This is a genomic window from Glaciecola sp. 33A (genome assembly GCF_002836745.1).
Lineage (GTDB): Bacteria > Pseudomonadota > Gammaproteobacteria > Enterobacterales > Alteromonadaceae > Glaciecola.
In genome coordinates, this window is record NZ_PJAR01000044.1 from 550,897 (window position 1) to 575,022 (window position 24,126).

Annotated in this window: 19 protein-coding genes; 11 read left to right on the forward strand and 8 right to left on the reverse strand. The window is 40.9% G+C overall.

Annotated elements, in window-relative coordinates:
- Positions 1–11: 11 nt before the first annotated feature.
- From CXF81_RS18530 to CXF81_RS18545, 4 genes are all read left to right on the forward strand, one after another.
- Positions 12–1,016 (forward strand): NADP-dependent oxidoreductase, encoded by a 1,005-nt coding sequence (locus tag CXF81_RS18530; RefSeq protein WP_101182885.1) that lies wholly within the window; start codon positions 12–14, stop codon positions 1,014–1,016.
- Complete coding sequence (locus CXF81_RS18535) at positions 1,016–1,783, forward strand: SDR family NAD(P)-dependent oxidoreductase (RefSeq protein ID WP_101182886.1); 768 nt, start codon at positions 1,016–1,018, stop codon at positions 1,781–1,783. The genes CXF81_RS18530 and CXF81_RS18535 overlap by 1 nt, the downstream gene beginning before the upstream one ends.
- 174 nt (positions 1,784–1,957) lie before the next feature.
- Positions 1,958–2,719 carry an SDR family oxidoreductase gene (locus tag CXF81_RS18540; protein ID WP_006008365.1) on the forward strand — a complete coding sequence of 254 codons (762 nt, stop codon included), beginning with the start codon at positions 1,958–1,960 and terminating at the stop codon, positions 2,717–2,719.
- On the forward strand, positions 2,719–3,162 hold the full coding sequence (locus CXF81_RS18545) for a YaiI/YqxD family protein (RefSeq protein WP_101182887.1): 444 nt from the start codon (positions 2,719–2,721) through the stop codon (positions 3,160–3,162). The genes CXF81_RS18540 and CXF81_RS18545 overlap by 1 nt, the downstream gene beginning before the upstream one ends.
- A 95-nt stretch (positions 3,163–3,257) precedes the next feature.
- Here the strand turns inward: CXF81_RS18545 and CXF81_RS18550 are convergent, their stop codons facing one another.
- Both CXF81_RS18550 and CXF81_RS18555 read right to left on the reverse strand, forming a co-directional pair.
- Entirely contained in the window at positions 3,258–4,448 is a 1,191-nt protein-coding gene (locus tag CXF81_RS18550) for an amino acid aminotransferase (RefSeq protein WP_101182888.1), read from the reverse strand.
- 81 nt (positions 4,449–4,529) lie between these two features.
- The gene (locus CXF81_RS18555; protein ID WP_101182889.1) at positions 4,530–5,306 is read right to left on the reverse strand and encodes an NRDE family protein; all 777 of its coding nucleotides are present in this window, start codon (positions 5,304–5,306) and stop codon (positions 4,530–4,532) included.
- A 160-nt stretch (positions 5,307–5,466) separates the two neighbouring features.
- Between CXF81_RS18555 and CXF81_RS18560 the strand changes: the two genes are divergently transcribed.
- A complete protein-coding gene (locus CXF81_RS18560) occupies positions 5,467–6,723 on the forward strand; it encodes a cystathionine gamma-synthase family protein (protein WP_101182890.1) in 1,257 nt (418 codons plus the stop codon).
- Between the two features lie 206 nt (positions 6,724–6,929).
- On the opposite strand, the gene CXF81_RS18565 is transcribed toward CXF81_RS18560, so the two are convergent.
- Positions 6,930–7,481, reverse strand: coding sequence for a glutathione peroxidase (locus CXF81_RS18565; RefSeq protein ID WP_101182891.1), 552 nt, complete (start codon positions 7,479–7,481; stop codon positions 6,930–6,932).
- 204 nt (positions 7,482–7,685) lie between these two features.
- Here CXF81_RS18565 and CXF81_RS18570 point away from each other — a divergent pair, with 204 nt between their 5' ends.
- Both CXF81_RS18570 and CXF81_RS18575 read left to right on the forward strand, forming a co-directional pair.
- A complete protein-coding gene (locus tag CXF81_RS18570; protein ID WP_101182892.1) occupies positions 7,686–10,193 on the forward strand; it encodes a prolyl oligopeptidase family serine peptidase in 2,508 nt (835 codons plus the stop codon).
- Positions 10,194–10,538: 345 nt separating this feature from the next.
- Positions 10,539–11,411: a GGDEF domain-containing protein gene (locus tag CXF81_RS18575; RefSeq protein WP_101182893.1), complete on the forward strand. Its 873-nt coding sequence runs from the start codon at positions 10,539–10,541 to the stop codon at positions 11,409–11,411.
- An 83-nt stretch (positions 11,412–11,494) separates the two neighbouring features.
- Here CXF81_RS18575 and CXF81_RS20420 read toward each other — a convergent pair whose 3' ends face one another.
- The 3 genes from CXF81_RS20420 to rrtA all read right to left on the reverse strand — a co-directional run bounded on the left by CXF81_RS20420 (position 11,495) and on the right by rrtA (position 17,471).
- Positions 11,495–12,400, reverse strand: coding sequence for a hypothetical protein (locus tag CXF81_RS20420; protein ID WP_232771995.1), 906 nt, complete (start codon positions 12,398–12,400; stop codon positions 11,495–11,497).
- 245 nt (positions 12,401–12,645) lie between these two features.
- Complete coding sequence (locus tag CXF81_RS18585) at positions 12,646–16,560, reverse strand: S-layer family protein (RefSeq protein WP_101182894.1); 3,915 nt, start codon at positions 16,558–16,560, stop codon at positions 12,646–12,648.
- 308 nt (positions 16,561–16,868) lie between these two features.
- A complete protein-coding gene (gene rrtA, locus CXF81_RS18590; RefSeq protein WP_101182895.1) occupies positions 16,869–17,471 on the reverse strand; it encodes a rhombosortase in 603 nt (200 codons plus the stop codon).
- 124 nt (positions 17,472–17,595) lie between these two features.
- Between rrtA and CXF81_RS18595 the strand changes: the two genes are divergently transcribed.
- Entirely contained in the window at positions 17,596–18,351 is a 756-nt protein-coding gene (locus CXF81_RS18595; protein ID WP_101182896.1) for an enoyl-CoA hydratase-related protein, read from the forward strand.
- A gap of 42 nt (positions 18,352–18,393) precedes the next feature.
- Positions 18,394–20,136, forward strand: a complete 1,743-nt coding sequence (ggt, locus tag CXF81_RS18600; RefSeq protein WP_101182897.1) for a gamma-glutamyltransferase — start codon at positions 18,394–18,396, stop codon at positions 20,134–20,136.
- A gap of 28 nt (positions 20,137–20,164) precedes the next feature.
- On the opposite strand, the gene CXF81_RS18605 is transcribed toward ggt, so the two are convergent.
- The gene (locus CXF81_RS18605; RefSeq protein ID WP_101182898.1) at positions 20,165–20,623 is read right to left on the reverse strand and encodes a hypothetical protein; all 459 of its coding nucleotides are present in this window, start codon (positions 20,621–20,623) and stop codon (positions 20,165–20,167) included.
- A 224-nt stretch (positions 20,624–20,847) separates the two neighbouring features.
- Positions 20,848–21,813 carry a cysteine synthase A gene (gene cysK, locus CXF81_RS18610; RefSeq protein ID WP_101182899.1) on the reverse strand — a complete coding sequence of 322 codons (966 nt, stop codon included), beginning with the start codon at positions 21,811–21,813 and terminating at the stop codon, positions 20,848–20,850.
- A gap of 235 nt (positions 21,814–22,048) precedes the next feature.
- On the opposite strand from cysK, the gene CXF81_RS18615 reads away from it, so the two are divergent.
- Both CXF81_RS18615 and CXF81_RS18620 read left to right on the forward strand, forming a co-directional pair.
- Positions 22,049–22,885 (forward strand): MoxR family ATPase, encoded by an 837-nt coding sequence (locus tag CXF81_RS18615; protein ID WP_101182900.1) that lies wholly within the window; start codon positions 22,049–22,051, stop codon positions 22,883–22,885.
- Entirely contained in the window at positions 22,885–24,066 is a 1,182-nt protein-coding gene (locus tag CXF81_RS18620; protein ID WP_101182901.1) for a VWA domain-containing protein, read from the forward strand. The genes CXF81_RS18615 and CXF81_RS18620 overlap by 1 nt, the downstream gene beginning before the upstream one ends.
- The last annotated feature ends 60 nt before the right edge of the window (positions 24,067–24,126 follow it).

Below are 24,126 nucleotides of genomic sequence, written 5' to 3' on the forward strand. Positions count from 1 at the left end.
GAAAAATAATAATGAAAAATAAACAATGGCAACTTGCTAAAAGACCTTTTGGCGAAACTACAAGTGATACTTGGCTGTATGCTGAAACTGATGTCCCCGAATTAAAAGACGGTGAGTTGTTAGTTAAAATTCAATACATTTCTTTAGACCCTGCGATGCGCGGTTGGTTGAATGATACAAGATCCTACATTGAACCAGTACAAATTGGTGCTGTAATGCGCGCCGGTACTGTGGGGGAAGTGGTTGCTAGCAAAAATGAAAAATTTGCCGAAGGTGACCATGTTTGTGGTCATCAAGGCGTTCAAGAATATGCCGTAACTGATGGCAAAATGTTGCATAAGGTTGACCCCAAAATAGCGCCGCTTTCATATTATTTGGGTGTACTAGGCATGCCGGGTATGACCGGCTATTTCGGATTGCTTAAAACCGGTGAACCAAAAACCGGTGAAACGGTTGTTGTTAGCGGTGCAGCAGGTGCTGTGGGCGGTCTTGTTGGGCAAATTGCTAAAATTAAAGGATGTCGCGTTGTCGGTATTGCTGGGGGTGCTGCGAAATGTCAGTTCTTAATTGATGAATTAGGCTTTGACGCTGCGATCGACTATAAATCTCAAAATGTAAAAAAAGCATTAAGAGATGCTTGCCCAAAGGGCGTTGATGTTTACTTTGACAATGTCGGTGGTGATATTTTAGATGACGTCTTAACTCAAATTAATATGAAAGCGCGGATTGTAATTTGTGGTGCAATAAGTCAATACAATAATACAACACCAGTGAAAGGCCCTTCTAATTACTTATCGTTGCTGGTGAATCGCGCTAAAATGGAAGGCATTGTGGTGTTTGATAATATTGCTGAATACCCAGTTGCAATGAAGGATATTGCAGGCTGGATCGATTCCGGCGAAATGAAAGTGAAAGATCACGTTGTAGTAGGAATAGAGAAATTCCCTGAGACATTGATGATGTTATTTAAAGGTCAAAACTTCGGTAAGTTAGTACTAAAGGTAGGGGACGAATAATGCAGCCTGCAGCTCACGTAGAGAATAAACGTATTTTGATTACAGGCGGTGCATCAGGTATTGGCGCTGAGGTTGCTTTGCTTCTGGCGAGTCGAGGAGCGAAAGTCATTATTGCCGATTTGTCCGATGACAACGGCTTGAAAATTGTGGCACAAGCAAAAACTCAAGGTAATGATATTCACTTTGCAAAAGTGGATGTGACCAACGGCGATTCAGTAAGGGCATTGTTCACTCAAGCAATGCAAACATTGGGCGGTCTTGACGTGGTTATTAATAATGCCGGAATTGATCACACACCAGCACCTATGCATGAATTGTCAGATGACGACTTTGATCGCAATATTGCGGTAAACCTGAAGGGTGTTTGGCATTGTATGCGCGCCGCTATAGCTTGCTTTGCACCAAATGGAGGCGGCCATGTTATCAATGTTGCATCAGTTGCCGGTTTGCGTTCATCGCCAATGATATCGGCCTACTCAGCTTCAAAACACGGGGTCATTGGTCTAACCAAATCAGCAGCGGTTGAATATGCGCGCGCAAATATTCGTTTTAATGCTGTTTGCCCAAGTTTTGTAGATACGCCGATGGTGCAAAACACCTTGGCTAAGCTAGATGAGCGTGGTCAAAATGCAATAGTCAAAGCTAACCCAATGAAGCGATTGGGTAGACCTGAGGAAATTGCAGGTGCTATGGCGTGGTTGTGCAGTGATGAAAGTAGCTTTATGACTGGGCACACAATGGTACTCGACGGTGGTATGTTAGCTTGAATGTAGTTTTATATCCGGTTGACGACTAACTTAAAGTAAGTTGATCGCGATAACCACTGACTACCATCAATGATATTTTTGTTATGCATTTTACAGGAATGTTATATTTACATTAGTTACCTCACCAAGGCGCTAGTATTTTAGTCACAAAGAAAAATAAAATAAGGACAAAATATGCAAGATTTATTTGATTTAACAGGAAAAGTTGCGGTTATAACCGGCGCTAGTCGCGGTATTGGCGAGTCTATTGCTCGATTATTAGCAGCTAAGGGCGCGCACGTCATTGTGTCTAGTCGTAAAATTGATGGTTGTGAAGCGGTGGCTTCAAGTATCAGAGAAAACGGCGGAAAGGCTTCTGCTTTTGCATGTCATGTAGGTGAAATGGAACAAATTTCAAGCTTGTTTGAGCACGTCAAAAGCGAGTTCGGTAAAATTGATATTTTAGTCAACAATGCCGCTGCAAATCCTTATTTTGGACACATTCTTGATACTGACATAGCGGCATTTCAAAAGACCGTTGACGTTAATATTCGTGGTTATTTTTTTATGTCGGTAGAAGCCGGTAAGATGATGCGAGAGCAGGGCGGTGGTGTTATTTTAAATACTGCCTCCGTAAATGGCGTTACGCCAGGTGACATGCAGGGAATTTATTCGATTACTAAGGCCGCTGTTATCAGCATGACTAAGTCTTTTGCTAAAGAATGCGGCAAGTTAAATATTCGCGTTAATGCGCTACTACCCGGTTTAACTGACACTAAGTTTGCCTCTGCGTTAACCACTAATGATTCTATTTTAAAGCATGCACTCAAAGTGATCCCATTAGGTCGTGTTGCCCACCCTGATGAAATGGCAGGTACGGTATTATATTTGGTCTCTGACGCATCCAGCTATACTACAGGCGCATGTATTAATGTAGACGGTGGGATGCTGGCTTAATGCAAATATGGGTTGATGCGGACGCATGTCCAAGCGTTATTCGAGAAGTCCTCGTAAAGGCCTCTCAACGCACTCTGGTGCCACTTACTTTTGTGGCAAATCAGCACATTTCCGTACCGCATAATGAACACATTACTTCTTTACAAGTAAGCGCTGGATTTGATGTGGCTGACGATGAAATTGTTAAACGTTGTAATGCCAATGACCTAGTTATTACTGACGATATTCCTTTAGCCGCTGAGATCCTTGCGAAAGATGGATTAGCCGTCAATTTTCGTGGTCAAGCGTATGATAAAGCGACAATTAAAGCGACACTGACCATGCGCGATTTTATGGACCAAATTAGAGCAAGTGGTGAACGTACGGGGGGTCCAAAATCATTTTCCGCAAAAGACAAAATGAATTTTGCGAACCAAATAGATCGAATTCTGGCTACACGTTAAAAGCAAGACCGGTCGAGTTAAAAACAAGACCGGTTTTTGTATTCGCTACTTTGGGTTTCGTCTGCTCAAACAAAACCCCAATTACCTCCGATAGGCTAAAGTACACCAGAAATAGCTGCAGCTAGCACTTCAACGTTTTTAGTGTTAATACCTGCAATGTTGACTCGGCTAGAGTCAACAAAGTAAATGCTGTTTTGATCACGTAGCTTTTGTACTTGCTGTGGCGCAATACAAAGAAAGGAAAACATGCCTTTTTGTTGGTTAATAAAACTAAAGTCTTTGGATGCACCGTGCGCAGCTAAGTTATCAACAAGTAGCTTGCGAAGCTGGATCATGCGTTCACGCATTTCAGTGACTTCGCTTTGCCACAATGCACTCAAGTTTTCATTAGCTAATATAATATCGACCAAAGCGCCGCCGTATGCCGGGGGCATTGAATAAATACCGCGAGCAACATATTGAATTTGAGACTGCACAATGTCACGATTAGCCGAATTATGCGTAATCAATGCAGCCAATCCAACCCGTTCACGATATAAACCAAAATTTTTGCTACAGGAGGCTGCAATGATCGTTTCAGGCACTGACTCAGCCATTAAACGAAGCCCATAGACATCTGCTTCTAAACCTTCACCAAAACCTTGATAAGCTAAATCAATAAAAGGTAAAAAGCCAACTTCGTTGGCTAACTTAGCCAGCGCTTGCCATTGTTCTCTGGTTAAGTCAGCACCTGTTGGATTATGACAACATCCGTGCAATAACACGACGTCACCTTTTTTAACTTGAGCTAAACAGCTCATCATTTCGTCAAATTTAATGCTGGCAGTGGTTTTATCAAAATAAGGATAGGTAACTATTTCGAGACCGGCATCGCCAATGAGTGGAATATGGTTAGCCCATGTTGGATCACTGACCCATACTTTAGTCTCTGTATTACAACGTTTGAGCAACTCGGCTAATATGCGCAACGCTCCACAACCTCCGGGGGCCTGGACTGCAGCGACACGGTTTGCTAATAAAATGGGACTGGCTTTGCCTAAAATTAACTCAAGCATACCATCAATAAAACCTTGAACACCTTGGGGCGTGATATATACCTTTGAGGTTTCTGTTTCCATTAACTGCTTTTGTGCTTCAACGACAGCCTTTAGAATTGGCGTATTGCCTTGTTCGTCTTTGTAAACACCAACACCAAGATCAATTTTTGCTGGGTTGTTGTCTTTCTTGAAAGCGGTGGATAAACCTAGAATAGGGTCGGGCGCTAGAGCAGGCAAATGTTCAAACACGATTGTTCCTTAAAGATGAATTAAATGTGATTTTTTATAGAATTAGTATTATGCCAGTTTTAGGCTAATTTTCGAGATAAATTACTCTTTCTTGATATCAAATTCAAAATGTTGAACCGAGGTTTGCTCTGCTTGGGCATTAAACGAGCGTTCTTCCCAAGTCACATGCTGATCATGATCAACTAATAACACGGTTGATGCACGCGTACCATATTCAGGGCTTTGAATAAATATTGACGATAACCGTCGCTCCCACTCAATGGGAACGCCTGTTTTAGGCAGAGCACTGTCATCGGCAAGTTTGTCATTATGAAGTAGTTCAAAAAGGTGCTCAGTATCCAACACATCTGCATGTTGGCAATATTTTGCAAGCGCATCTCGCCCAGTCGATAACTTTGGCCAAGGACTGTTAAGTGATGCGTTTGAAAGCCCATAAACGCCGTCATCTAAAGCTACGCAGGTATCTTCAAAGTTATTATAAACGTGAAGCTGCTCCAGTGTTCCAAACAACAAGTTATAACCGTTATATTGTGCTTTCGAATCTGCGAGTGTTTGCGCATACTTCTTTTGTTGTTTATCTGAACCCAACAAGAAATTTAATACCAATTCACCGCGTGAATTAGCATCTTTTACTTCTTTGTTAAGTGCTCTAATATTTGTCAGTGCGGAGATGCTACCATTCTTGTTAATTCCCATCCATGTGCCGCCGGCCTGATTGTCTTTGCCTGCCAATATATCTTTATGATGTTCCCAAAACGCGGAATTAGTTGTTGACCGATGATGAAATTCATCACGGTTAGCCATAATAATGAGGGGGAATTTGGGATGCTGATTAACTGCAATAAACAAAATACACATATTTGAAGTAGGAACCTTTACTTATCATGCGTCGTGAAACGCTAGTACGAATAATGAACAAGGAAATAATGAAACCCGTTTTGTTCTAACAAGGTGCGCTAGAACGAGCCGCTAACTATGGTATTATCTCGGTAACAAGTCAATACGAGAAATATTTTCAGTGAAGAAATTAGCCCTTGATACTAAATTAGTACATGCAGACCGAAAAATAAACAAACCACAGTTTGGCGCTGTTCATGAAGCGACCAATAATTCAGTGTTATTTGAATTTGAAGACGTACAAGATCTCGTCGATGTGTTTCAAGGTAAAAAAGCAGGGCACGTTTATTCACGTTCAAGCAGCTCTTCGGCTGTCTCATTGCAAAACGTACTCAACGAGTTAGATGGTGGTGTTGGAGCCGTTGTTTTTGCAACAGGTATGGCCGCTATTAGTACAACCTTGTTGTCGCTGTTAAAAAGTGGTGATCACATTGTTGTAAGCCAATATCTTTTTGGTAATACACGCAGCTTCATGGCGACTATTGAAGGCTTTGGAATTAGTGTCAGCTATGTTGATGTTACTGACATTCATAGGGTGCAAGAGGCTTGCAATGCAAATACGAAAATGATCTTTTGTGAAACTATAGCTAATCCAGTAACACAAGTTTCGGACTTACAGGGAATAGGCGATTGGTGCGAGTCACATAACATTTTATTTGCACTGGATAATACGATGACGCCCAGCGTCTTGTTAGACGCAAAAACCATCAAAGCATCCCTGTTATTAACCTCGCTTACTAAATATATTGGTGGGCACGGTAATGTGTTGGGTGGTGTTTTAGTTGACACAGGTCTTTTTAATTGGACAAAGTACGACAATATTGAGAGTAAGTATAAGGTTGAAGACGAACACCAATGGGGACTCACGCAAATTAGAAAACGTGGATTGCGTGATATGGGAGCGACATTGGCTCCGCAGTCAGCGCATTTAGTTTCTATTGGTTTAGAAACATTGACTATGCGCTTGAGAAAAATCTGTGCCAATGCACAAGCGTTAGCGAAATACTTGTCGACGCATAAAGGCGTTGAAGCTGTTTATTATCCTGGTTTACAACAACATCCCCAGCATGTTAGGGCAAAGGGGCTTTTTAAACGCGGTTTTGGTGGCATATTATCGGTCGAGTTAAGCGCTGAAATCGAGCCGTATGCATTTCTGAACGCATTGTCTTTAGTTATATCGGCCACTCACTTAGGCGACACACGTACATTAGCGTTACCTGCTGCCTCTACTATTTTCTTCGAAAACGGTGCGCAAGAGAGAGCGAAAATGGGGATTTCAGACGCTTTGATTAGAATTTCCGTGGGCATTGAGGATATCGAAGATATTTTAGCTGACTTTGACCAAGCCTTCGCTTCAATGCTTATGGATAGGGTGTGAACTCATCATTTAGGATTTTTAAAATTAAATTAAAAGTTTTCTGAACTAATTTACGATCCACATGACTAACTAATGCTAGTCGATAACGTGTATTAGTTGTTTGATTAGTTATGTGTTCCTAGTTGAGTGTGTTTAGCCCCGCCCGTTAAAGGTGGGGCTTTTTTTTGCACGCTATTTATAGATGAGAAAAACAGGGTATTACGTCTTTACAACGCCAGCGCTGTTTTGATGTCGGCAACAAACTCGTCATTATCTGGTTTTGTAAATGCGCTATATGACTCGACTACATTGCCGTTTTTATCCATCAAATACTTGTAAAAATTCCACTTCGGTGCTGTACCTGCTTTCTTTGCTAACATCGCATAAAGCGGGTCTGCATTGTCGCCACGAACAGAAATTGATTCAAACATGGGGAAATTAACGCCGTACGTAAGTTCGCACAATTCGGCAGTTTCTTTTTCAGTCCCAAATTCTTGATTGAAGTCATTTGAAGGGAAACCTAAAACAACTAAACCTGCTTCTTTAAATTCAGTGTATAGCGCTTCTAGGCCTTCGAATTGAGGTGTAAATCCGCATTTACTTGCTGTGTTCACGAAAAGTACGGTCTTACCTTCATATGCTTCACACATATTGACAACTTCTTGTGAGTTGAGTTTTCTTTTCACAAATTTTAGTAAATCAGGGCATTCAGAGGCTACCGCTACTTGGCTGCCTAATATCATTGTCATCAGTAGTAGCAAGGAAATTACTTTTTTCATTTTCGGTAGTCCTTTTCACATTGTTATTGATTGTGGTTAGTTTGATCAAATTTAGGGAGCTGTTGTATTTATAAAAACCAGCTCAGTCGCTGTGCGGATAACGTTAACATGTTAACCTCTAGTTTGTTCAGTCTGAGAGGGAAATAACTTTGTCCCTTAACGACGTTAATATAACGTGATAACTACTTTTAAAGAACACTAATAATGACAAAATATAAAAAAATAGTTTATTCAAGTGTAGGTATAGCTTTACTTAGTGCTTGTTCTGCAACGGAAACCTCAGTTTCTAGTCCGAGTAAAAACCCAGTTGCTAATTTTCCAGTGGAAACTGTATATCAAGTAAACAAGACGGTAACAACAAGCGCTAAGATTCAACTTAATCTTAAGCAAATAATGTCGGACCCAGATTGGTTAGGCCGCAGTCCCGAAGATGCATTTTGGAGTGCTGATGGCGCTTCAATTGGCTATTATCGCAAGCAAGAAGGTAACCCAATCCGAGACTTGTGGCTAACTGCGCCAAATAGTGAGGATAATAACGCTGGAAATGGTCACAAGGTCAGTTTAGCTGATATTCATCAGTATCAGTATGATGAAATTATTAGTGATAAAGACATGGACTTTGTCGCGTGGCTGTTTGAGGGAAATATCTTCGTTCAATCTAAAACTGATAAATCAGTGCGTCAGTTAACGAAAAGTATAAATGGCGCGAGGAACCTTCAGTTTTACGAGCAAGATGGGGTTTCTTTCCAGCGTAATGATAGTTTTTATACCGTAAATGTTAGAACCGGTATGCAGGAACAAATGTTGTCGTGGTACTTTGATGATGAATATGAACCTGTTAGTGAGCCAGAAGACTACATAGCTGAAGAACAAATTAAGTTAATTGATTATGTAAAACTGCAACGCAAAAATAGAATTCTGCGCCATGATAACGACACTAGTTTAAGAGAGAAAAATAGCAGCTTGATGACATCGTCATTTTATTTTGATGCCGAACATAGAACGGTGCTAGCAAGCTTATCACCCAATGGCAAGTGGGCTATTGTGGTCACCACTGAAAATACGCCGAGCAATGATGATACTGACATTATGCCGGATTACATTGAAGAAAATGGGCGTATTATAGCGCAAAGCGTGCGTCAGAGAGTTGCTGATGCAAAGCCAATTCAACAAGATGTTTGGCTACTTGAAGTGCAGTCGGGTGAAAAAACCAAGTTAGACTACAAAGCCTTGCCAGGTTATAACGAGGACGTATTAGCCGCGGTAAAGCGCGAAAATGCAGAAGTGAGAGGCAATACCTATAAAGAGAACCGATTGCCTCGCGACATTGGTTTGCTGTTTGATTGGTACGCAACCGAGCCGCCGATTAAGTGGCATGATAACAGCGATAAAGTCGCTGTAATGTTGGAAGCTTGGGACAACAAGGATCGTTGGATAGCAACAATCGATGTTGATGATAAAGTGTTTGAGACCCAGCATCGTATGCATGACAATGCTTGGGTGAACTACCGATTTAATCAGTTTGGTTGGTTTGATGAAGCTGAAACACTTTACCTTTTATCTGAAGAGTCTGGCTACTCGCAATTATACACAAAACCAGTAAACGGTAAGTTAACGTCAGTAACGCATGGAAACTTTGTTGTTGATAATGTTGTTCTCAGCCAAGACGACAATTACTTTTATTATAAAGCCAATAAGAAGCACCCAGGCATTTACGAAATCTATCGTGTGTCTACCGATTCAATGAATTCGCAAGCATTGACCGATTTAAATGGAATGACGGATTACCAATTGTCTCCTGATGAGTCGTCGTTATTACTCATACACTCAAAATTGGTCAAGCCGCCTGAATTGTATTCAATGGATTTGCGTATTGAAAACGATGTACCGGTAAAAATTACAAGTACGATAAGCGATGATTTTCTTAGTGTTGATTGGACTTCACCTTCTATTGTTGCGGTTAAGTCAAGTCACACTGAGCAACCGATTTATTCACGTGTCTATGCACCGCAAGGTCCCGTTAGTGGAAAGCATCGAGCCGTCATGTTTAATCATGGTGCGGGTTACTTACAAAACTCACACTTGGGCTGGTCAGGGTATTTTCGTGAATTTATGTTTCATAGCTTTCTAGTGTCACAAGGCTATGTGGTTATGGATATGGACTATCGTGCGTCGGCAGGTTATGGGCGTGATTGGAGAACCGCCATATATCGTCAAATGGGCACGCCAGAAATCCAAGACCTAAAAGACGGAGTTGAGTGGTTAGTGCAAAATGCGAATGTCGATCGCAATAGAATAGGCACTTATGGGGGCTCATATGGTGGTTTTATGACCTTTATGGCATTGTTTACTGAACCTGATTTATTCCAAGCAGGTGCAGCGCTGCGTCCTGTATCCGATTGGGCGCATTATAATGATCCATACACTTCTAATATCCTCAATAGACCGGACGTTGATCCTATTGCTTATGAGCGTAGTTCTCCCATTTATTTCGTTGACGGCTTAACCAAACCGCTGTTGATTAACGCCCCAATGGTCGATGACAATGTGTTCTTTGTCGATGTCGTTAGATTAGTACAAGTTCTCATCGAAAAAGAAAAAGAAAATTTTGAAACAGCTATATATCCGGTAGAGCCACATGGTTTTGTGCAGCCTAGTTCATGGCTGGATGAATATCGCCGTATTTATAAGCTGTTTGAAGAAAATCTATAATTTATGTGAAGCGCTTATACACATCGTCACTCAGATTTAGTTGTTTGCAGTGATAGAAAGTAGAATATAAAGACAAAAAGGTGCGACTGATAAAGTGAGCACCTTTTTATTTTCGCTTCACAGTAACAAATACGTAAATATTTATCCAAATCTAACAAGAAAAATCTACCTCTTGGGGTAACAAGATAAGCCTGAGTCGGTGATATTTGTCTCAAGCACAGCCTGGTTATTGATAGGTCGTGATGGGTTATTTTAGACAGAGGGACTAATAATTCTACACTACCGCCAATTTTCCAATCGAGGCATATAAAAATTCACTGGGCTGATATTCTATAATGTGTCAAAGTGTTGATCGCGTTTATTGGTGGCTCACAACCGACTCTCAAAAAGAGTAAGATAATCTGGATAAATATTGTTCTGTTAACTGTTGTAAATACAGGCGTGTTTTATCTGTATATAGACAACTTTGCTATGCGAGCAACGATAACCAGTGTGAATATAGCCATCGTTTTTTATAGTTGCATTGCTAAAATTCCTAAAAATTTGAATCTTAAAACAGATGGCGAAAAAATCCTGCAGTTTGCGGTATGCATAATTGTTCTACTAACACCTGCTAGCGCCATTTTTTATTGGTTTGAACAATCGTTTTTCGTTTATATGTCGACCTTAATGTTTACTCAAGCAATTGCGGTTACTGGGTTAATAGGTGCTTTTTTAACCTTGTTAATGTCTGATTTAATTGAAGATCATTACCATAAATCGGTTATTGATCCTTTAACAGGGGTCTATAATCGACGTTTTTTTGAAGAAAAAGTGCTTAAGGTGACAGGCTTTACCCAAAAAAGTCAACACGGCATTATTATGGTAGATATCGATGATTTTAAAGATATTAACGATACTTTTGGTCACGCAGTAGGTGATGAAGTGTTAGTTAAATTTGCTAAAATAGTATCAAAAATTGTGAGGGATTCAGATATTGTCACTAGATTTGGTGGTGAAGAATTTGTTATTTTGCAGGCTTCTGCATCTATAACAGAGACCCAGAAGTTAGCTGAAAGGTTATGCGATGAAGTATCGAAGTGTTCAATAGAAACCCAAGCTGGAAATTTAACCATTACAGCCAGTTTTGGAGTGAGTTCACTGTCTGCTCCGGACCAACTAGAAAGCAGTTTAAAAATGGCGGATGACGCCATGTATGGTGCAAAAGAGGGGGGGTAAAAATAGCGTTGTTGTGCGCGATCCTTAACAGCTAATGGGGTGTGAAATTTGCAGTAAGTTTTTCTATATGTGCAGTACCGTATTTAATCTTCATTTCCAACAAATAGTAATTTAAGCCAGCGTATATCTTCTGGTCCTAATCGTGCCGCCTCATGTTTATTGGTGTCTTCGACGACGTCTCTATATACATGAAAAATTGCTTTTTCCGTGAGCTGTCGCCAACTTTCATCGCCCAACTGAGGAATAGTTCTGGGTGACAAATTGGGATCTAATAATGGATCATACTGCATCTCAGTTGTTCTAAGGGCATATTCTAGTTGATGTAATATTGGATTAGTCACCTTAAGCGTATTGGCTTCTGAAAACTGTTTAAGTACCTTTTGTTCTGCATTTTTTACTTGATTCTCTAATTGAGATTGGGTTAGTTTTTCACCTAAGGGGCGCAAACCATAGCTCGATAAGAGTCCAGCAACGCCAGGGAAAATGGCCTTTGCCGCAATACCGGCACCTACCAACGGATTAAAAATTGCCGCTATACCACCAATAATTAATATTCCATAAGTGAGTTTAGAATCCAAAGCGTCGATTTTATTAGCGAGCATTTCTAACGAGCTTACATTTTGTGCCTCGCTACCATAGGCAATATCTTTAGCCGTATTGACCATGTGAACACGCAAGGTTGCCTCGTAGTGTTCATTCGGAAAGTGAAACACCCTTCTTTTTGGTAAATCATTAATTTCAGGGACATGAGCTGGCAGGGAGCGCATAGTGTGGAGTGAAAAGCCTGCTTCGCATGAGTGAAATGGAATGATGAAGTAATGCTTTTCGTCGTATTCTAGTGTGGGATTTTTCAATCGTTCGAATGAGACAAAAATAGGCAGACCATTAACTACTTCTTTGACCATATGCATTCTCGAATCGACTTCACGTGTCAGCTTAATTGCCGCCGTATCAAATATGTTTTTACCTTTCTCGAATAATTTTTTCATAATCTAATCTTATTTGACACTGTCAGTCTGCTGTTTAGGTAGCGATAAAAAAATAACCGCCTCATCGGTGCCAATTAGAAACTATTGCAAGTTAGTGATTTTTTCATTGAGTTCATATCTTTTGTGACAGTAATCACTACTAAGAGTAGTTCACCAGATGTAGTACTTACGGTTAAAAAACCAAAAGTTAATTACCATCTTGCTTGACCACCCTTATATAACCGACGCTTACTGATCAAGTAAATTTATTGTGCAAAATTAAAGGTATTAATTAAAGCAAAAACGCTATTACTTTGGTCGTCAGAAATCACATATGAAATAATATAAATACGGGCTTCCACATCATTATCTAATTCATAACCAATAAAGCTAAACTCTCCCGCCGTTAGATCACCGTCACTGATAGCTGCGGCCGTGGTTATAGGTGATCCGGGAAAATCGACGAAAACGTTTCCATTATTGGGGTCGCGATAACCAATATTTATTTGTTCAATATTAAATACTCGATTAGTTAGGTTCCTGACGAGTACAAAGAAGGCACTACCCTGTTGAAGCATATTATTCTCATACAACCCATTTGATCTGCCAGTTGACGAAATCGCATCGGATAAACTATCTGTGCTTAATACGCCAGAAGTCACGGTATAATCATTAGTACTGGCAGACAAAGAAATAAACCCATCGTACGAGGATTGCAGCGAATAACTCACTGCACCATTTGTGGTAACTAAGTCTACATTTCGATCCATAGCACCTTCAGTTATCGTTAACGTTATGGGGGTACCGTCGGCTATTACACCCCCATTCGCACTCGGTACTAACACGAGATCAACTTGGGCTGCATCATTGCTATCGTTAATTATGATATTGGGTTGAACCAGCATATTAATGGCTTTTGGTAAATTGGGATTGAAGACAACTTCAAGCGCAATAGGGAGCGAATTAATACCCGACCTAGACGCTGATATATCAACAATACCAGGCGAAAGGGCGCTGACAAGTCCTTTCTCAAATTCAGTATTGCCAATGGATGCAATATTCACATTACTGCTCAACCAATTCACTTGAGATGACAAATCCTGAGTTGATGAATCAGAAAAGTGCCCAATTGCGGTTGCCAATACCGATGACTTTACATTCAATTGAGTGCTTACACTGCTGACCTGAATACTGGTTAGTAGTGCATCTGTAACATCAATATTAACTTGATCAATAAGCGAACCTAAGCTTGCTGACACCGTTAATTGACCCATCCCAATGGCTCTTAATAAACCTGACTCCGCATTATTATTTGAGACCGTGGCTTTTAGAATATCATCACTCTGCCAGCTTACTTGCTGACTAATATTTAGAATCGAGCTATCGGAGTAAGTGCCGGTTGCAATGAGACGCTGGCTCATGCCGCTTGGCAGCATGACTTGTGTTGGACTGATCGAAATACTCTGTAAGGTGGCCGCTGTTACTGTGATATTCCCCACGCCAGTCAAACCCTCTAGCGTTGCGCTTATTAGGGCGCTGCCGGCATCCAAACTTTGTACGGTTCCGTTATTAGCGGAGAGCATATTTACGGAACTATTATTTGATGAGCTCCATATTACTTCTGATGTTAAGTCAATTTTGGAACCATCCGTATAATAACCGCGCGCGCTAATTTGAGCATTTGTGCCCTTAGCCACGGCTTGATTAGCAGGTTGGATTTCTATACTACTTAACACTGCATTTGTTATCGTTAAGGATGTATCTTGTTGAATGTCGCCAACAACAGCAGTCAGCGTGACGGTGCCTGAGGCAACTGATTCAGCCAACCCTGTCAACGATCCGGTGTTGCTTATTAGTGCAAATCCTTCATTATTCGATAACCAAGTTACCACAGAGCTTAAATCCTGAACGCTTGCATCGGTATATGTTCCTTGAGCTGTGTAACGCTGTGACTGGCCAAGTGGAATAGACGCGTTAACGGGAGACAGTGAAAGAGAAACAAGTTGAGCATCGGTTACATTAATTAATAAGTCTGCTTGTTGGCCAGAAAGAGTAGCCGAAAGGGTTGTTGAACCAGCTAACCGCGCAATCACTGTGGATGAATTATCGTCAATGATTGCTATTTGGTCATTCGAATTAATCCAGTCAACCTGGCTGCTTACATCTAGCTTAGTGTTATCAGAAAAAACCGCGGTTATATTCACCTGTTCACTTGAGCCTGCGGCTAAGGTAATGTCAGAAGGTGAAATCGCTATACTACTCAAGGTAGCTTGAGTAACAAAGAAAGATAAAGCATTGCTCAAGCCCTCTTTAGTCGCAATAACCGAGACTGTGCCGGTTTCAAGTGCGGTTAACAAGCCTGTCTCTGGATCTATTGAAGCTATCGACTCGTCAGATACGCTCCAAACAACTTGGCCACTTAATACTTGCTCAGTGCCATCTGAATAGAGTCCTTTAGCTGATAACGACGCCGTTAAGCCAGCGGCCAGTTGCGAAACTTGGGAACTCACCACAATTGAACGAAGGGTCGCAGGAGACACTGTTACACTCAAACTTGAACTTACTGAACCAACACTGGCTGTAATAGAAATAGTACCAGTTGCAACACCAAGTACCACTCCTGAATTTGAGATGCTTGCAACGTTTACATCTGTCGTTTGCCAAGTCACTACGCTACCCAATGCTTCTACACTGTTATCAGTATATCGGCCAGTCACACTTAATTGTTCTGAAGACGCTATTGCTAGGGTCATAGAGGTCGGTGAGATACTCAAATCGGCTAAGGCTTTCACCGAAATACTGCGTTCAACCGTTAGACCTTTATATAATGCTGTTACTAAAGTTGTGCCTGCTGACAAAGCGGAGACTAAACCAGTACTTGATACGCTAAGTACTGTTACGTCAACGACAGACCACGTCGCTAATGAGGTTAAATTCTGTGTGGAAGCATCAGAATATATTCCTGTCAACGTCAGTTGAAAAGTGTCGAATATTTTAAGGCTCGGTATTACTTCAGTGCTTGACAACGAAACTAAATTTGGCAGAACGGTCACTTGTTTTGCTTCACTTACACCCTGCAAATTAGCGGTAACTGAAACTGTACCAGCCGAGATCGCAAGTACCATACCAGACGTTGATATAGTGGCAACACTTGAATCGGAGGATTGCCAAGTCACTAAATTATCCACACCCTCAACACTGTCATCGGTATATGTGCCGGTTACACTTAGTTGTTGTGAAGAGGCAATTGCCAGGGTTACAGAGGCTGGTGAAATACGCAAATTGAGCAAGGCTTTGACTGAGATACTTCGTTCAACGGTTAGTCCTTCATAAGCAGCCGTTACTATAGTCGTGCCTTCAGACAAGGCCGTGACTAGACCTGCACTCGATATATTGAGGATGGCTGCGTCGGCAACAGCCCACGTTGCTGATGAACTCACATTTTGTGCAGACGCATCAGAATAGGTGCCAGTCACAATTAGTTGAAATGTGTCGGACACCTTCAAAGTTGACGAAAGGTCGTTAATTGTTAATGAAACTAGATTTGGTAGGACGGTCACTTGTATTGCTTCACTTACTCCTTGCAAACTAGCAGTAACTGAAATTGTTCCGGCAGAAACAGCAAGAATTACCCCAGATGTTGAAATACTAGCGATATTCGGCGCGGAAGATTCCCAAGTCAATAAACTATCAACACCTTCAACACTGTCATCGGTATATGTACCGGTTACACTTAATTGCTGTGAAGAGTCAATAGCCAGCGTTACTGAGGCCGGTGAAATACCTAAATCTAGCAGCGCCTTGACTGAGATACTGCGCTCAACGGTTAGGCCTTCATAAGCAGCCGTTACGATGCTTGTACCTGCAGACAAGGCGGTAACAAGGCCTGTACTTGATACGTTGAGCACCGATGTGTCGGTAACAGACCATGTTGCTAATGAGGTTAAATTCTGTGAAGAAGAATTAGAATATGTTCCAGTAACAGTTAGTTGAAATGTCGCTGCTACTTTTAGGCTTGATTCAACAGGATTGATCGCTAACGAAGCTAAAGAAACGACAGGACTAGCACCTCCACCTCCATTGTCGTCACCACCGCCACCGCCGCATCCAGAGAGAATAAGGGCGAACAAAAAATAGATAAAAAATGAATAGATAGAGCTAGTATTTCTTAATGCAGGCATGGTGTAGCGTTCCTATTTTGAATATCAACGCCAAGTTAATATTCTTGCTAATAATCCCTATATTGACAAGCGGTAACTGTAGGCTTTAATCAACTCTGTAAACTTATCTATGACATTTGATTATAAATCGAGCCGTCATAACCGGCATATATGAATATCAGCTAAAAGACTTTTATTCGGCTAAGGTATTGTGAAATACTGCTCAACCCGTAGCGATTTGTTCCTTTTAGTCTCAAAATGGATTTGGGTCAACTCTGTCATTAAAAGATAAGTATATTTTGACATCACTATGAAGGTTGTGAAGACCGCTAAATTGCGGCTTTATGAACCAAGAAGCGGCGTCTTAGCAAGCTAGCAAAACCAATCAATAGGCCAATAATCGCACCGTATAGATGACTATCTACAGCTACATTAGCATCAATGAGATCAGGCATTAAACTACCTGCACCGTTTAATTGTTCGTTTCCTACTTTTAGTACCAGACCAATCAATAAAAGCCATCCACTCAACAGTTTGTTTTCCAAGTCTCTGATGCAACCCAAAGCGAATACCCCATGAATCGCACCTGACAGGCCGACATACCAGATGACATCCTCAGAAAATAGATATAAACAAAGTGAAAGAGCAACACAAATAAGAAAAAACTTGGCTAAATAGGAAACGGTCTCATAATCGTCGCCATGCAGTGCCCATAATAATAATAAGCCCAAAAGATTAAATAAAATGTGAATGAAATTGGTGTGTAGAAAATGCCCGGTCACTATCTGATAGTAATCTTCTTGTGTCCACCAACTGCGTTCAAGTGCAAAATAGTCTGAACTCATGGGCTCGAACAAAAAGGCGACGACACTAATTAACCCTATGATCAGCGGGCCTAAGTATTGATTTGGACGAGTAGGGAATTGGATCATGTGTAGATTGCTTAACTGCGTATAGATTATTTTAATGCTATCTTATCACTAGAAAACAACAATGTGCTCACACAATCTGTTAAATTAATGACGGAGTAAAATTTATGATAAACAGTGGTAAAGCATGATAAACGTTAGTCAACAAAATGCAGTTTTAACAATCGAAATTGATAGGCCTGATAAAAAGAACGCACTGCTCCCAAATATGTATATGGACATGGCAAAAGCCATTGAATCTGCCAGCGAAAGTGATATAAGAGCGGTGCTTATTCAAGGTTCCCACGGTTGTTTTACTGCAGGTAATGACATCGCTGATTTTATGTCAAAAAGTAATGACCAAGGGGTGAATGAAACTTATCGCTTCATGATGGCTCTGGTCAATTGTCCAGTGCCTGTTGTTGCTAAAGTGGAGGGTTTGGCGATTGGGATTGGAACAACATTGCTATTGCATTGTGACTTTGTTTACTGTGCCGACAAGGCTAAATTCGCAATGCCGTTTATCAACTTGGGCTTAGTGCCTGAATACGCGTCGAGTTATATTCTTCCTCGGATTTCAGGTAATTTGCAAGCCGCTGAATTGCTGTTGTTAGGAGAGACCTTTAGCGCTCAAAAAGCCTTTGAATGTGGTATTGTTTCCAGAGTCGTAAGTGAAGAGGCGTTATCAGGTTTAGTTGCACAGACCCTAGCAAAATTAGTCTCTAAACCTAAAATGGCACTGGTACAATCGAAAGCGCTTTTGCGCAATCAGAATGCTGAAATTGAACAGCATATTATTACTGAAATAGCGGCGTTTGCAGAAGCAATGGTGAGTGAGCCTGCGAAAGAAGCGTTTTCTGCTTTTTTAGAAAAAAGACCAGTAAATAGATTGATATACAAGTAGCTTCTCAATCAACACAAATATTGTTATCGAAACAGGTAAAAAATGAAAAAATTAGTTCTCGCTACATTGACAGTGTTCGCTTTTTCATCCTTTGCTCAAGCAGCAAATCAGGTACGAGAGGATCGCGAACCAGAAGCTGATACAGGAAAAACGGTTAAGCAAGCACATGAATCAAAGGAATATATGGTTGTCGCAGCCAATCCTTATGCCGCTTGGGCGGGTAAAAATATACTTGAAAAAGGCGGTTCGGCAATTGATGCCGCTGTTGCGATACAAGCGATGTTAACGTTAGTCGAACCGCAATCGTCGGGTATAGGTGGTGGAGCTTTCATGCTATATTGGGACAACAAGAATAAAAAGCTGCATACGTTTGATGGTCGCGAAACAGCCCCTCAAAAAGCAACACCTTATATCTTTTTAGACGATGGCGAACCTATGCGCTGGATTGACGCAGTGGTTGGTGGCAAAGCAATCGGTGTACCGGGTGTGTTAAAAGCGCTTGAAATGGCACATAAGGAATTTGGTAAGTTAAAATGGAGAGATTTATTTGAAGATGCTATTACAACCTCAAGGCAGGGATTTATAGTATCACCCAGACTAGATTCGTTACTAAAATTAGATATACATCCAGGTCTAAATAACTTTGTCACTTCACAAAACTATTTCAAACCAAATGGCGAACCGCTCGAACAGGGCACGCTACAAAAAAACCAACTGCTTGCAAATACCCTACTTAACATTGCTCATCACGGTACAGATTATTTTTATAAAGGTGAGTTAGCAGAGAAAATTGCTGAGGCGGCTCGCACAACGATAATTAATCCTGGCTTTATGACAGCTGACGATTTAGCCCTTTATGAAGCAAAGAAACGCGCGCCGATATGCGGGAACTATAGAGGTAAGAAAATTTGCGGGATGGCGCCGCCAAGTTCTGGTGGAATATCGGTATATCAAATTTTGAAAATGCTAGAACAATTCGAACTAAAAAAGTACGGGCCCGGTAGTAAAGAATTTATTCACTTGTTTTCGCAGTCTAGTGCGCTCGCATATGCTGACAGGGATCAGTACATTGCGGATACTGACTTTACCAACCTACCAGCAGTATCGCTTATTAATTCAGCCTACTTGTCGCAACGAGCTAAGCTTGTTGGGCTAAATAAACTGGTAACGAAAGCTGAGGCAGGAAAGCCATACATGAATGTAATGGTGGGTGAAGATCATACGCCAGAGTTGCCAAGTACCAGTCATTTTTCTATTGTAGATAAAGAAGGCAATGCGATTTCAATGACTACCAGTATCGAATTTATGTTCGGTTCTGGTGTTATGGTTGAAGGTTTTTTATTGAACAATCAACTAACAGACTTTTCGTTAGCGCCGTCTAAAAATGGTTATCAAGCATTGAATAGAGTCGAGCCCAACAAACGTCCCCGCAGTTCAATGAGCCCGACGATGCTGTTTAACGAAAAAGGAGAGCTAGAGTTGATTATTGGTTCCCCGGGAGGAAGTCGTATTATAAATTACGTTGCACAGACAATTATTAATGTAGTTGATTTTGATATGAATATTCAACAGGCAATAAATGCGCCTAGAATAACTAACCGTAATGATTATACTGCCCTTGAGAAAGGAACCGTGCTTACCGAGCTGAAAGTTGACTTAGAAAGACAAGGGCATGATGTGCGTGTGCTTGATCTTAACAGCGGTTTGCATGGCATTCAATTAATTGATGGTAAATTAATCGGTGGTGCTGATCCAAGAAGGGAAGGTGTTGCTGTTGGTCGCTAAGCTGACGAAAAAAAAATCAGTCCCGTTTCTAAGGGACTGTATTTGACACACCTACGATTTTCCAATCCCCTGATTGTCTAATCATAGAAATTGTTTTTAATTCGGTAATTTTTCTATTGTTGTAAGTGCCAATGATTTTAACGTCAACGGTCACTTCTTTTTTGAATTCTGTCATACTTTCAAAACCGCCTGAAACCGGCTCTACGGTCATTTCCGTTAATCGTAAATTCAATATATGGCGCTGAACCCCACTGTTTGTATGATATGACTTTAGCAGTCCTGCAAACTTATCAGTCGATAATTTAAGCGCACCGTCCAAATTATCATCTTCGTAAATTGCCATTATAAATACCAGTGCAGCATATTGCGGTGTTTCGTCACTCATCATGCCGTAACGACCCGCTTTTATTTCTCTGTCTGGTTTATCACAAGCAGCCATTGTTAGTGCAACCAAACACAATAAAATAACTTTGCTAATTTTCTTCATACACTATTGCTGCCGTAATAATTTATACCTTGCAGGCAGACTTACCCTCTAAGTAAATTTGTCTATGGTAATTTTAAAATAAAAAATATAAGGACACTAGTTTGTTTCTTTATAGACAAAAAGTAAAGGGACTGTAAAGCCCCGTTAAGTGAACCATCGAAATGTGCTGATTGTGATGGTTTGTGTAAGTATAAGCAGCTGATTAGATGGAGCCGTTAATTGGACTATTGAACTTCTTCTACGTCAGAAAACTCACCAGAAAACAATGGGCTACTCAAATAACGTTCTGTACCACTGGCTAACAATACTACGACGATTTTGTCCTTATTTTCTGGGCGCTCGGCATAACGTTTAGCTGCTACAACGGCAGCGCCAGAAGAAATACCAGCTAAAATACCTTCTTCTTTCATCAGTCTGTTTGCCATCGCCATTGTTTCTGCATTGCTCACTTGTTCTACTTCATCAATCAGGTCGAGGTCTAGATTGCCAGGAATGAAGCCCGCACCAATACCTTGTATTTTATGCGGGCCAGGAGTTAATTGCAGGCCGGCTTTAGCTTGAGTAATAACAGGGCTGTCCGTTGGTTCAACCGCTACTACCGTGATGGCTTTGCCCGCTGTCTTTTTAATGTAACGGCTTACACCAGTAATTGTGCCGCCTGTGCCCACACCTGCAACAAACGCGTCAACTTTGCCTTCGGTATCTTCCCAAATTTCGGGACCTGTTGTTTTCTCATGAATTTCTGGATTTGCAGGATTATCAAACTGATTTAATGGCACATAACGACCTGGGTCTGCATCCATAATTTCTTGCACTTTGGACAATGCGCCTTTCATGCCCTTAGGAGCATCGGTAAGTATTAAGTTTGCGCCTAACGCTCTTAACAACTTTCTGCGCTCTAAACTCATACTACTAGGCATGGTGAGCGTTAGTTTATAGCCACGAGACGCCGCAACAAAAGCAAGTGCGATACCTGTATTGCCGCTTGTCGCTTCAATAAGCTCTTTACCTTCAGTCATCAAACCTTTCTTTTCAGCGTCCCAAATCATATTGGCGCCAATGCGGCACTTGATACTAAAGCTGGGGTTGCGAGATTCAATTTTTGCGTATACGTTACCACCAGTGACTCTATTGAGTCTGACTAATGGCGTGCGGCCAATGGCAAGCGAATGGTCGTCAAATGTGTTCATTATACTTCCTTTGTTAAACAATCATCGCGAGTTAACTTCTCATTAATGGTTGTTATCAAAAAAAATAACTATCACCAAAAGTTACGTGTCGCTATTATTAATCGTTAGTGTTCAGTTAGTCGTAAAACTTCTACAGTGATAAGAGTATGCGCAAATTGAAAAAAACACAGTGCTTTTTTAGCTATATGTTATTTTTATTTCACTTAATCAATAAAAACAAAAGTTGAGGGATCCCATGGGGTTTACTGGTACCAAGAATTATATTGCGAGTAAAGAGCTACAACTGGCAGTAAATGCAGCTATCACACTAGAAAAACCACTTCTTATTAAAGGTGAGCCGGGCACGGGTAAGACAATGTTGGCGGAAGAGTTATCTGCTGCACTGGGTGCAGATTTATTACAATGGCACATAAAATCAACAACTAAGGCACAGCAAGGATTGTACGAATATGATGCAGTGTCACGTTTGCGTGATTCGCAACTAGGCGATGCGCGCGTTCATAATATCGGTAACTACATCGTCAAGGGTAAATTATGGCAAGCGTTCACAGCAGAAAAACGTCCTGTTTTGTTAATTGATGAAATTGATAAAGCGGATATTGAATTTCCAAATGACTTGTTACTAGAACTCGATAAAATGGAATTCTTTGTATATGAAACACAAGAAAGAATTGTGGCCAAGCAGCGTCCGATTGTCATAATTACCTCTAACAACGAGAAAGAATTACCTGATGCGTTCCTTCGCCGCTGTTTCTTTCATTATATTCAATTTCCTGAAAGAGAAGAGATGACCCAGATCCTTGATGTGCATTTCCCTAATATTAAGAAAGACCTTCTTGAAAAAGCGCTGACATCATTTTTCCAAATTAGGGATGTTGGTGGTATCAAGAAAAAACCGTCTACATCAGAGTTAATTGACTGGTTAAAATTACTAGTGGCTGACGATATTCCTGCTTCGGTATTACAAGACAACGATGCAAAAAATGCACTACCTCCGCTATATGGTGCCTTGCTGAAAAATGAGCAGGATATACACCTATTTGAAAAGCTTATGTTTATGGCTCGTCGTTAATGTTAATCGAATTCTTCTTTAAATTACGTGAATACCGTTTAAAGACGAGTATTACCGAATGGTTAGATTTAGTGAATGCCCTTGATCATAATGTTGTGCATGCAGATATTGAAGGTTTTTACTTTTTAGCCCGCACCGTATTGGTTAAAGACGAAAATCAGTACGACAAGTTTGATAAAGCCTTTGCCGATTATTTTAAGGGCGTGCAATCGATTAATTTGTTTGATAAAGAAATTCCAGAAGATTGGTTGCGCTCTGAAATGGAGAAGTTCTTAAGCGAAGAAGAGAAGAAAAAAATTGAAGCACTTGGTGGTCTCGATAAGTTAATGGAAACCTTGCAGGAGCGCTTAAAAGAGCAAGAAAAACGGCACCAAGGCGGCAATAAATGGATTGGTACAGGAGGTACATCACCCTTTGGGGCGAATGGCCATAACCCAGAAGGTGTGCGGATTGGTCAAGATAAAAACCGTAATTTTTCAGCTGTTAAGGTGTGGGATAAACGCCAATTCAAAAACCTTTCCAGTGACGTTGAAATAGGTACGCGTAACATTAAAGTTGCGCTCCGTCGATTACGTAAGTTTGCACGCACGGGCGCAAGTGAAGAGCTAGATATAAAAGACACGATTAGTTCGACAGCGCGAAATGCGGGTTACTTAGACCTGAAGATGGCACCTGAACGTCACAATGCGATTAAACTTTTGTTATTTTTTGATGTGGGTGGCTCAATGGACTCCCACATTAAGCGTTGTGAAGAGCTCTTTTCAGCAGTGCATTCTGAGTTTAAACACATTGAGTTTTTCTATTTTCATAATTGTATTTATGATGGTGTGTGGAAAGACAATCAAAGGCGAGGGCAGCAAACCATGGATATTTATCAAATAATCCATAAATATGGTGCTGACTACAAAGCCATATTCGTGGGTGATGCGACCATGGGGCCATACGAAATTACCTACCCTGGAGGTAGTGTCGAACATTGGAATGAGGAAACCGGCGCGGTGTGGATGGAGCGTCTTTTAAATCATTTTGAGCATGCTGTTTGGTTAAATCCACAACCCAAGCAATATTGGCATTATCATGCTTCATTGCAGATTATGCAGGAGTTGATGAAAAACCGAATGTACCCATTAACGGTAGATGGGTTAACTGAGTCAATAAAAACCTTGTTGAAAAAAGCGTAAGATACCCGCTATTCGTTGCATAATAGCGGGTGAAGCTTGTATCATTAGGCGTACTTAAAA

Coding starts and splice junctions, on each gene's coding strand:
- CXF81_RS18595 (WP_101182896.1), top strand. CDS start 17,596: ATGATAAACGTTAGTCAACAAAATGCAGTTTTAACAATCGAAATTGAT.
- ggt (WP_101182897.1), top strand. CDS start 18,394: ATGAAAAAATTAGTTCTCGCTACATTGACAGTGTTCGCTTTTTCATCC.
- CXF81_RS18605 (WP_101182898.1), bottom strand. CDS start 20,623: ATGAAGAAAATTAGCAAAGTTATTTTATTGTGTTTGGTTGCACTAACA.
- CXF81_RS18615 (WP_101182900.1), top strand. CDS start 22,049: ATGGGGTTTACTGGTACCAAGAATTATATTGCGAGTAAAGAGCTACAA.
- CXF81_RS18545 (WP_101182887.1), top strand. CDS start 2,719: ATGCAAATATGGGTTGATGCGGACGCATGTCCAAGCGTTATTCGAGAA.
- rrtA (WP_101182895.1), bottom strand. CDS start 17,471: ATGATCCAATTCCCTACTCGTCCAAATCAATACTTAGGCCCGCTGATC.
- CXF81_RS18620 (WP_101182901.1), top strand. CDS start 22,885: ATGTTAATCGAATTCTTCTTTAAATTACGTGAATACCGTTTAAAGACG.
- CXF81_RS18530 (WP_101182885.1), top strand. CDS start 12: ATGAAAAATAAACAATGGCAACTTGCTAAAAGACCTTTTGGCGAAACT.
- CXF81_RS18585 (WP_101182894.1), bottom strand. CDS start 16,560: ATGCCTGCATTAAGAAATACTAGCTCTATCTATTCATTTTTTATCTAT.
- CXF81_RS18540 (WP_006008365.1), top strand. CDS start 1,958: ATGCAAGATTTATTTGATTTAACAGGAAAAGTTGCGGTTATAACCGGC.
- CXF81_RS20420 (WP_232771995.1), bottom strand. CDS start 12,400: ATGAAAAAATTATTCGAGAAAGGTAAAAACATATTTGATACGGCGGCA.
- CXF81_RS18535 (WP_101182886.1), top strand. CDS start 1,016: ATGCAGCCTGCAGCTCACGTAGAGAATAAACGTATTTTGATTACAGGC.
- CXF81_RS18570 (WP_101182892.1), top strand. CDS start 7,686: ATGACAAAATATAAAAAAATAGTTTATTCAAGTGTAGGTATAGCTTTA.
- CXF81_RS18555 (WP_101182889.1), bottom strand. CDS start 5,306: ATGTGTATTTTGTTTATTGCAGTTAATCAGCATCCCAAATTCCCCCTC.
- CXF81_RS18565 (WP_101182891.1), bottom strand. CDS start 7,481: ATGAAAAAAGTAATTTCCTTGCTACTACTGATGACAATGATATTAGGC.
- cysK (WP_101182899.1), bottom strand. CDS start 21,813: ATGAACACATTTGACGACCATTCGCTTGCCATTGGCCGCACGCCATTA.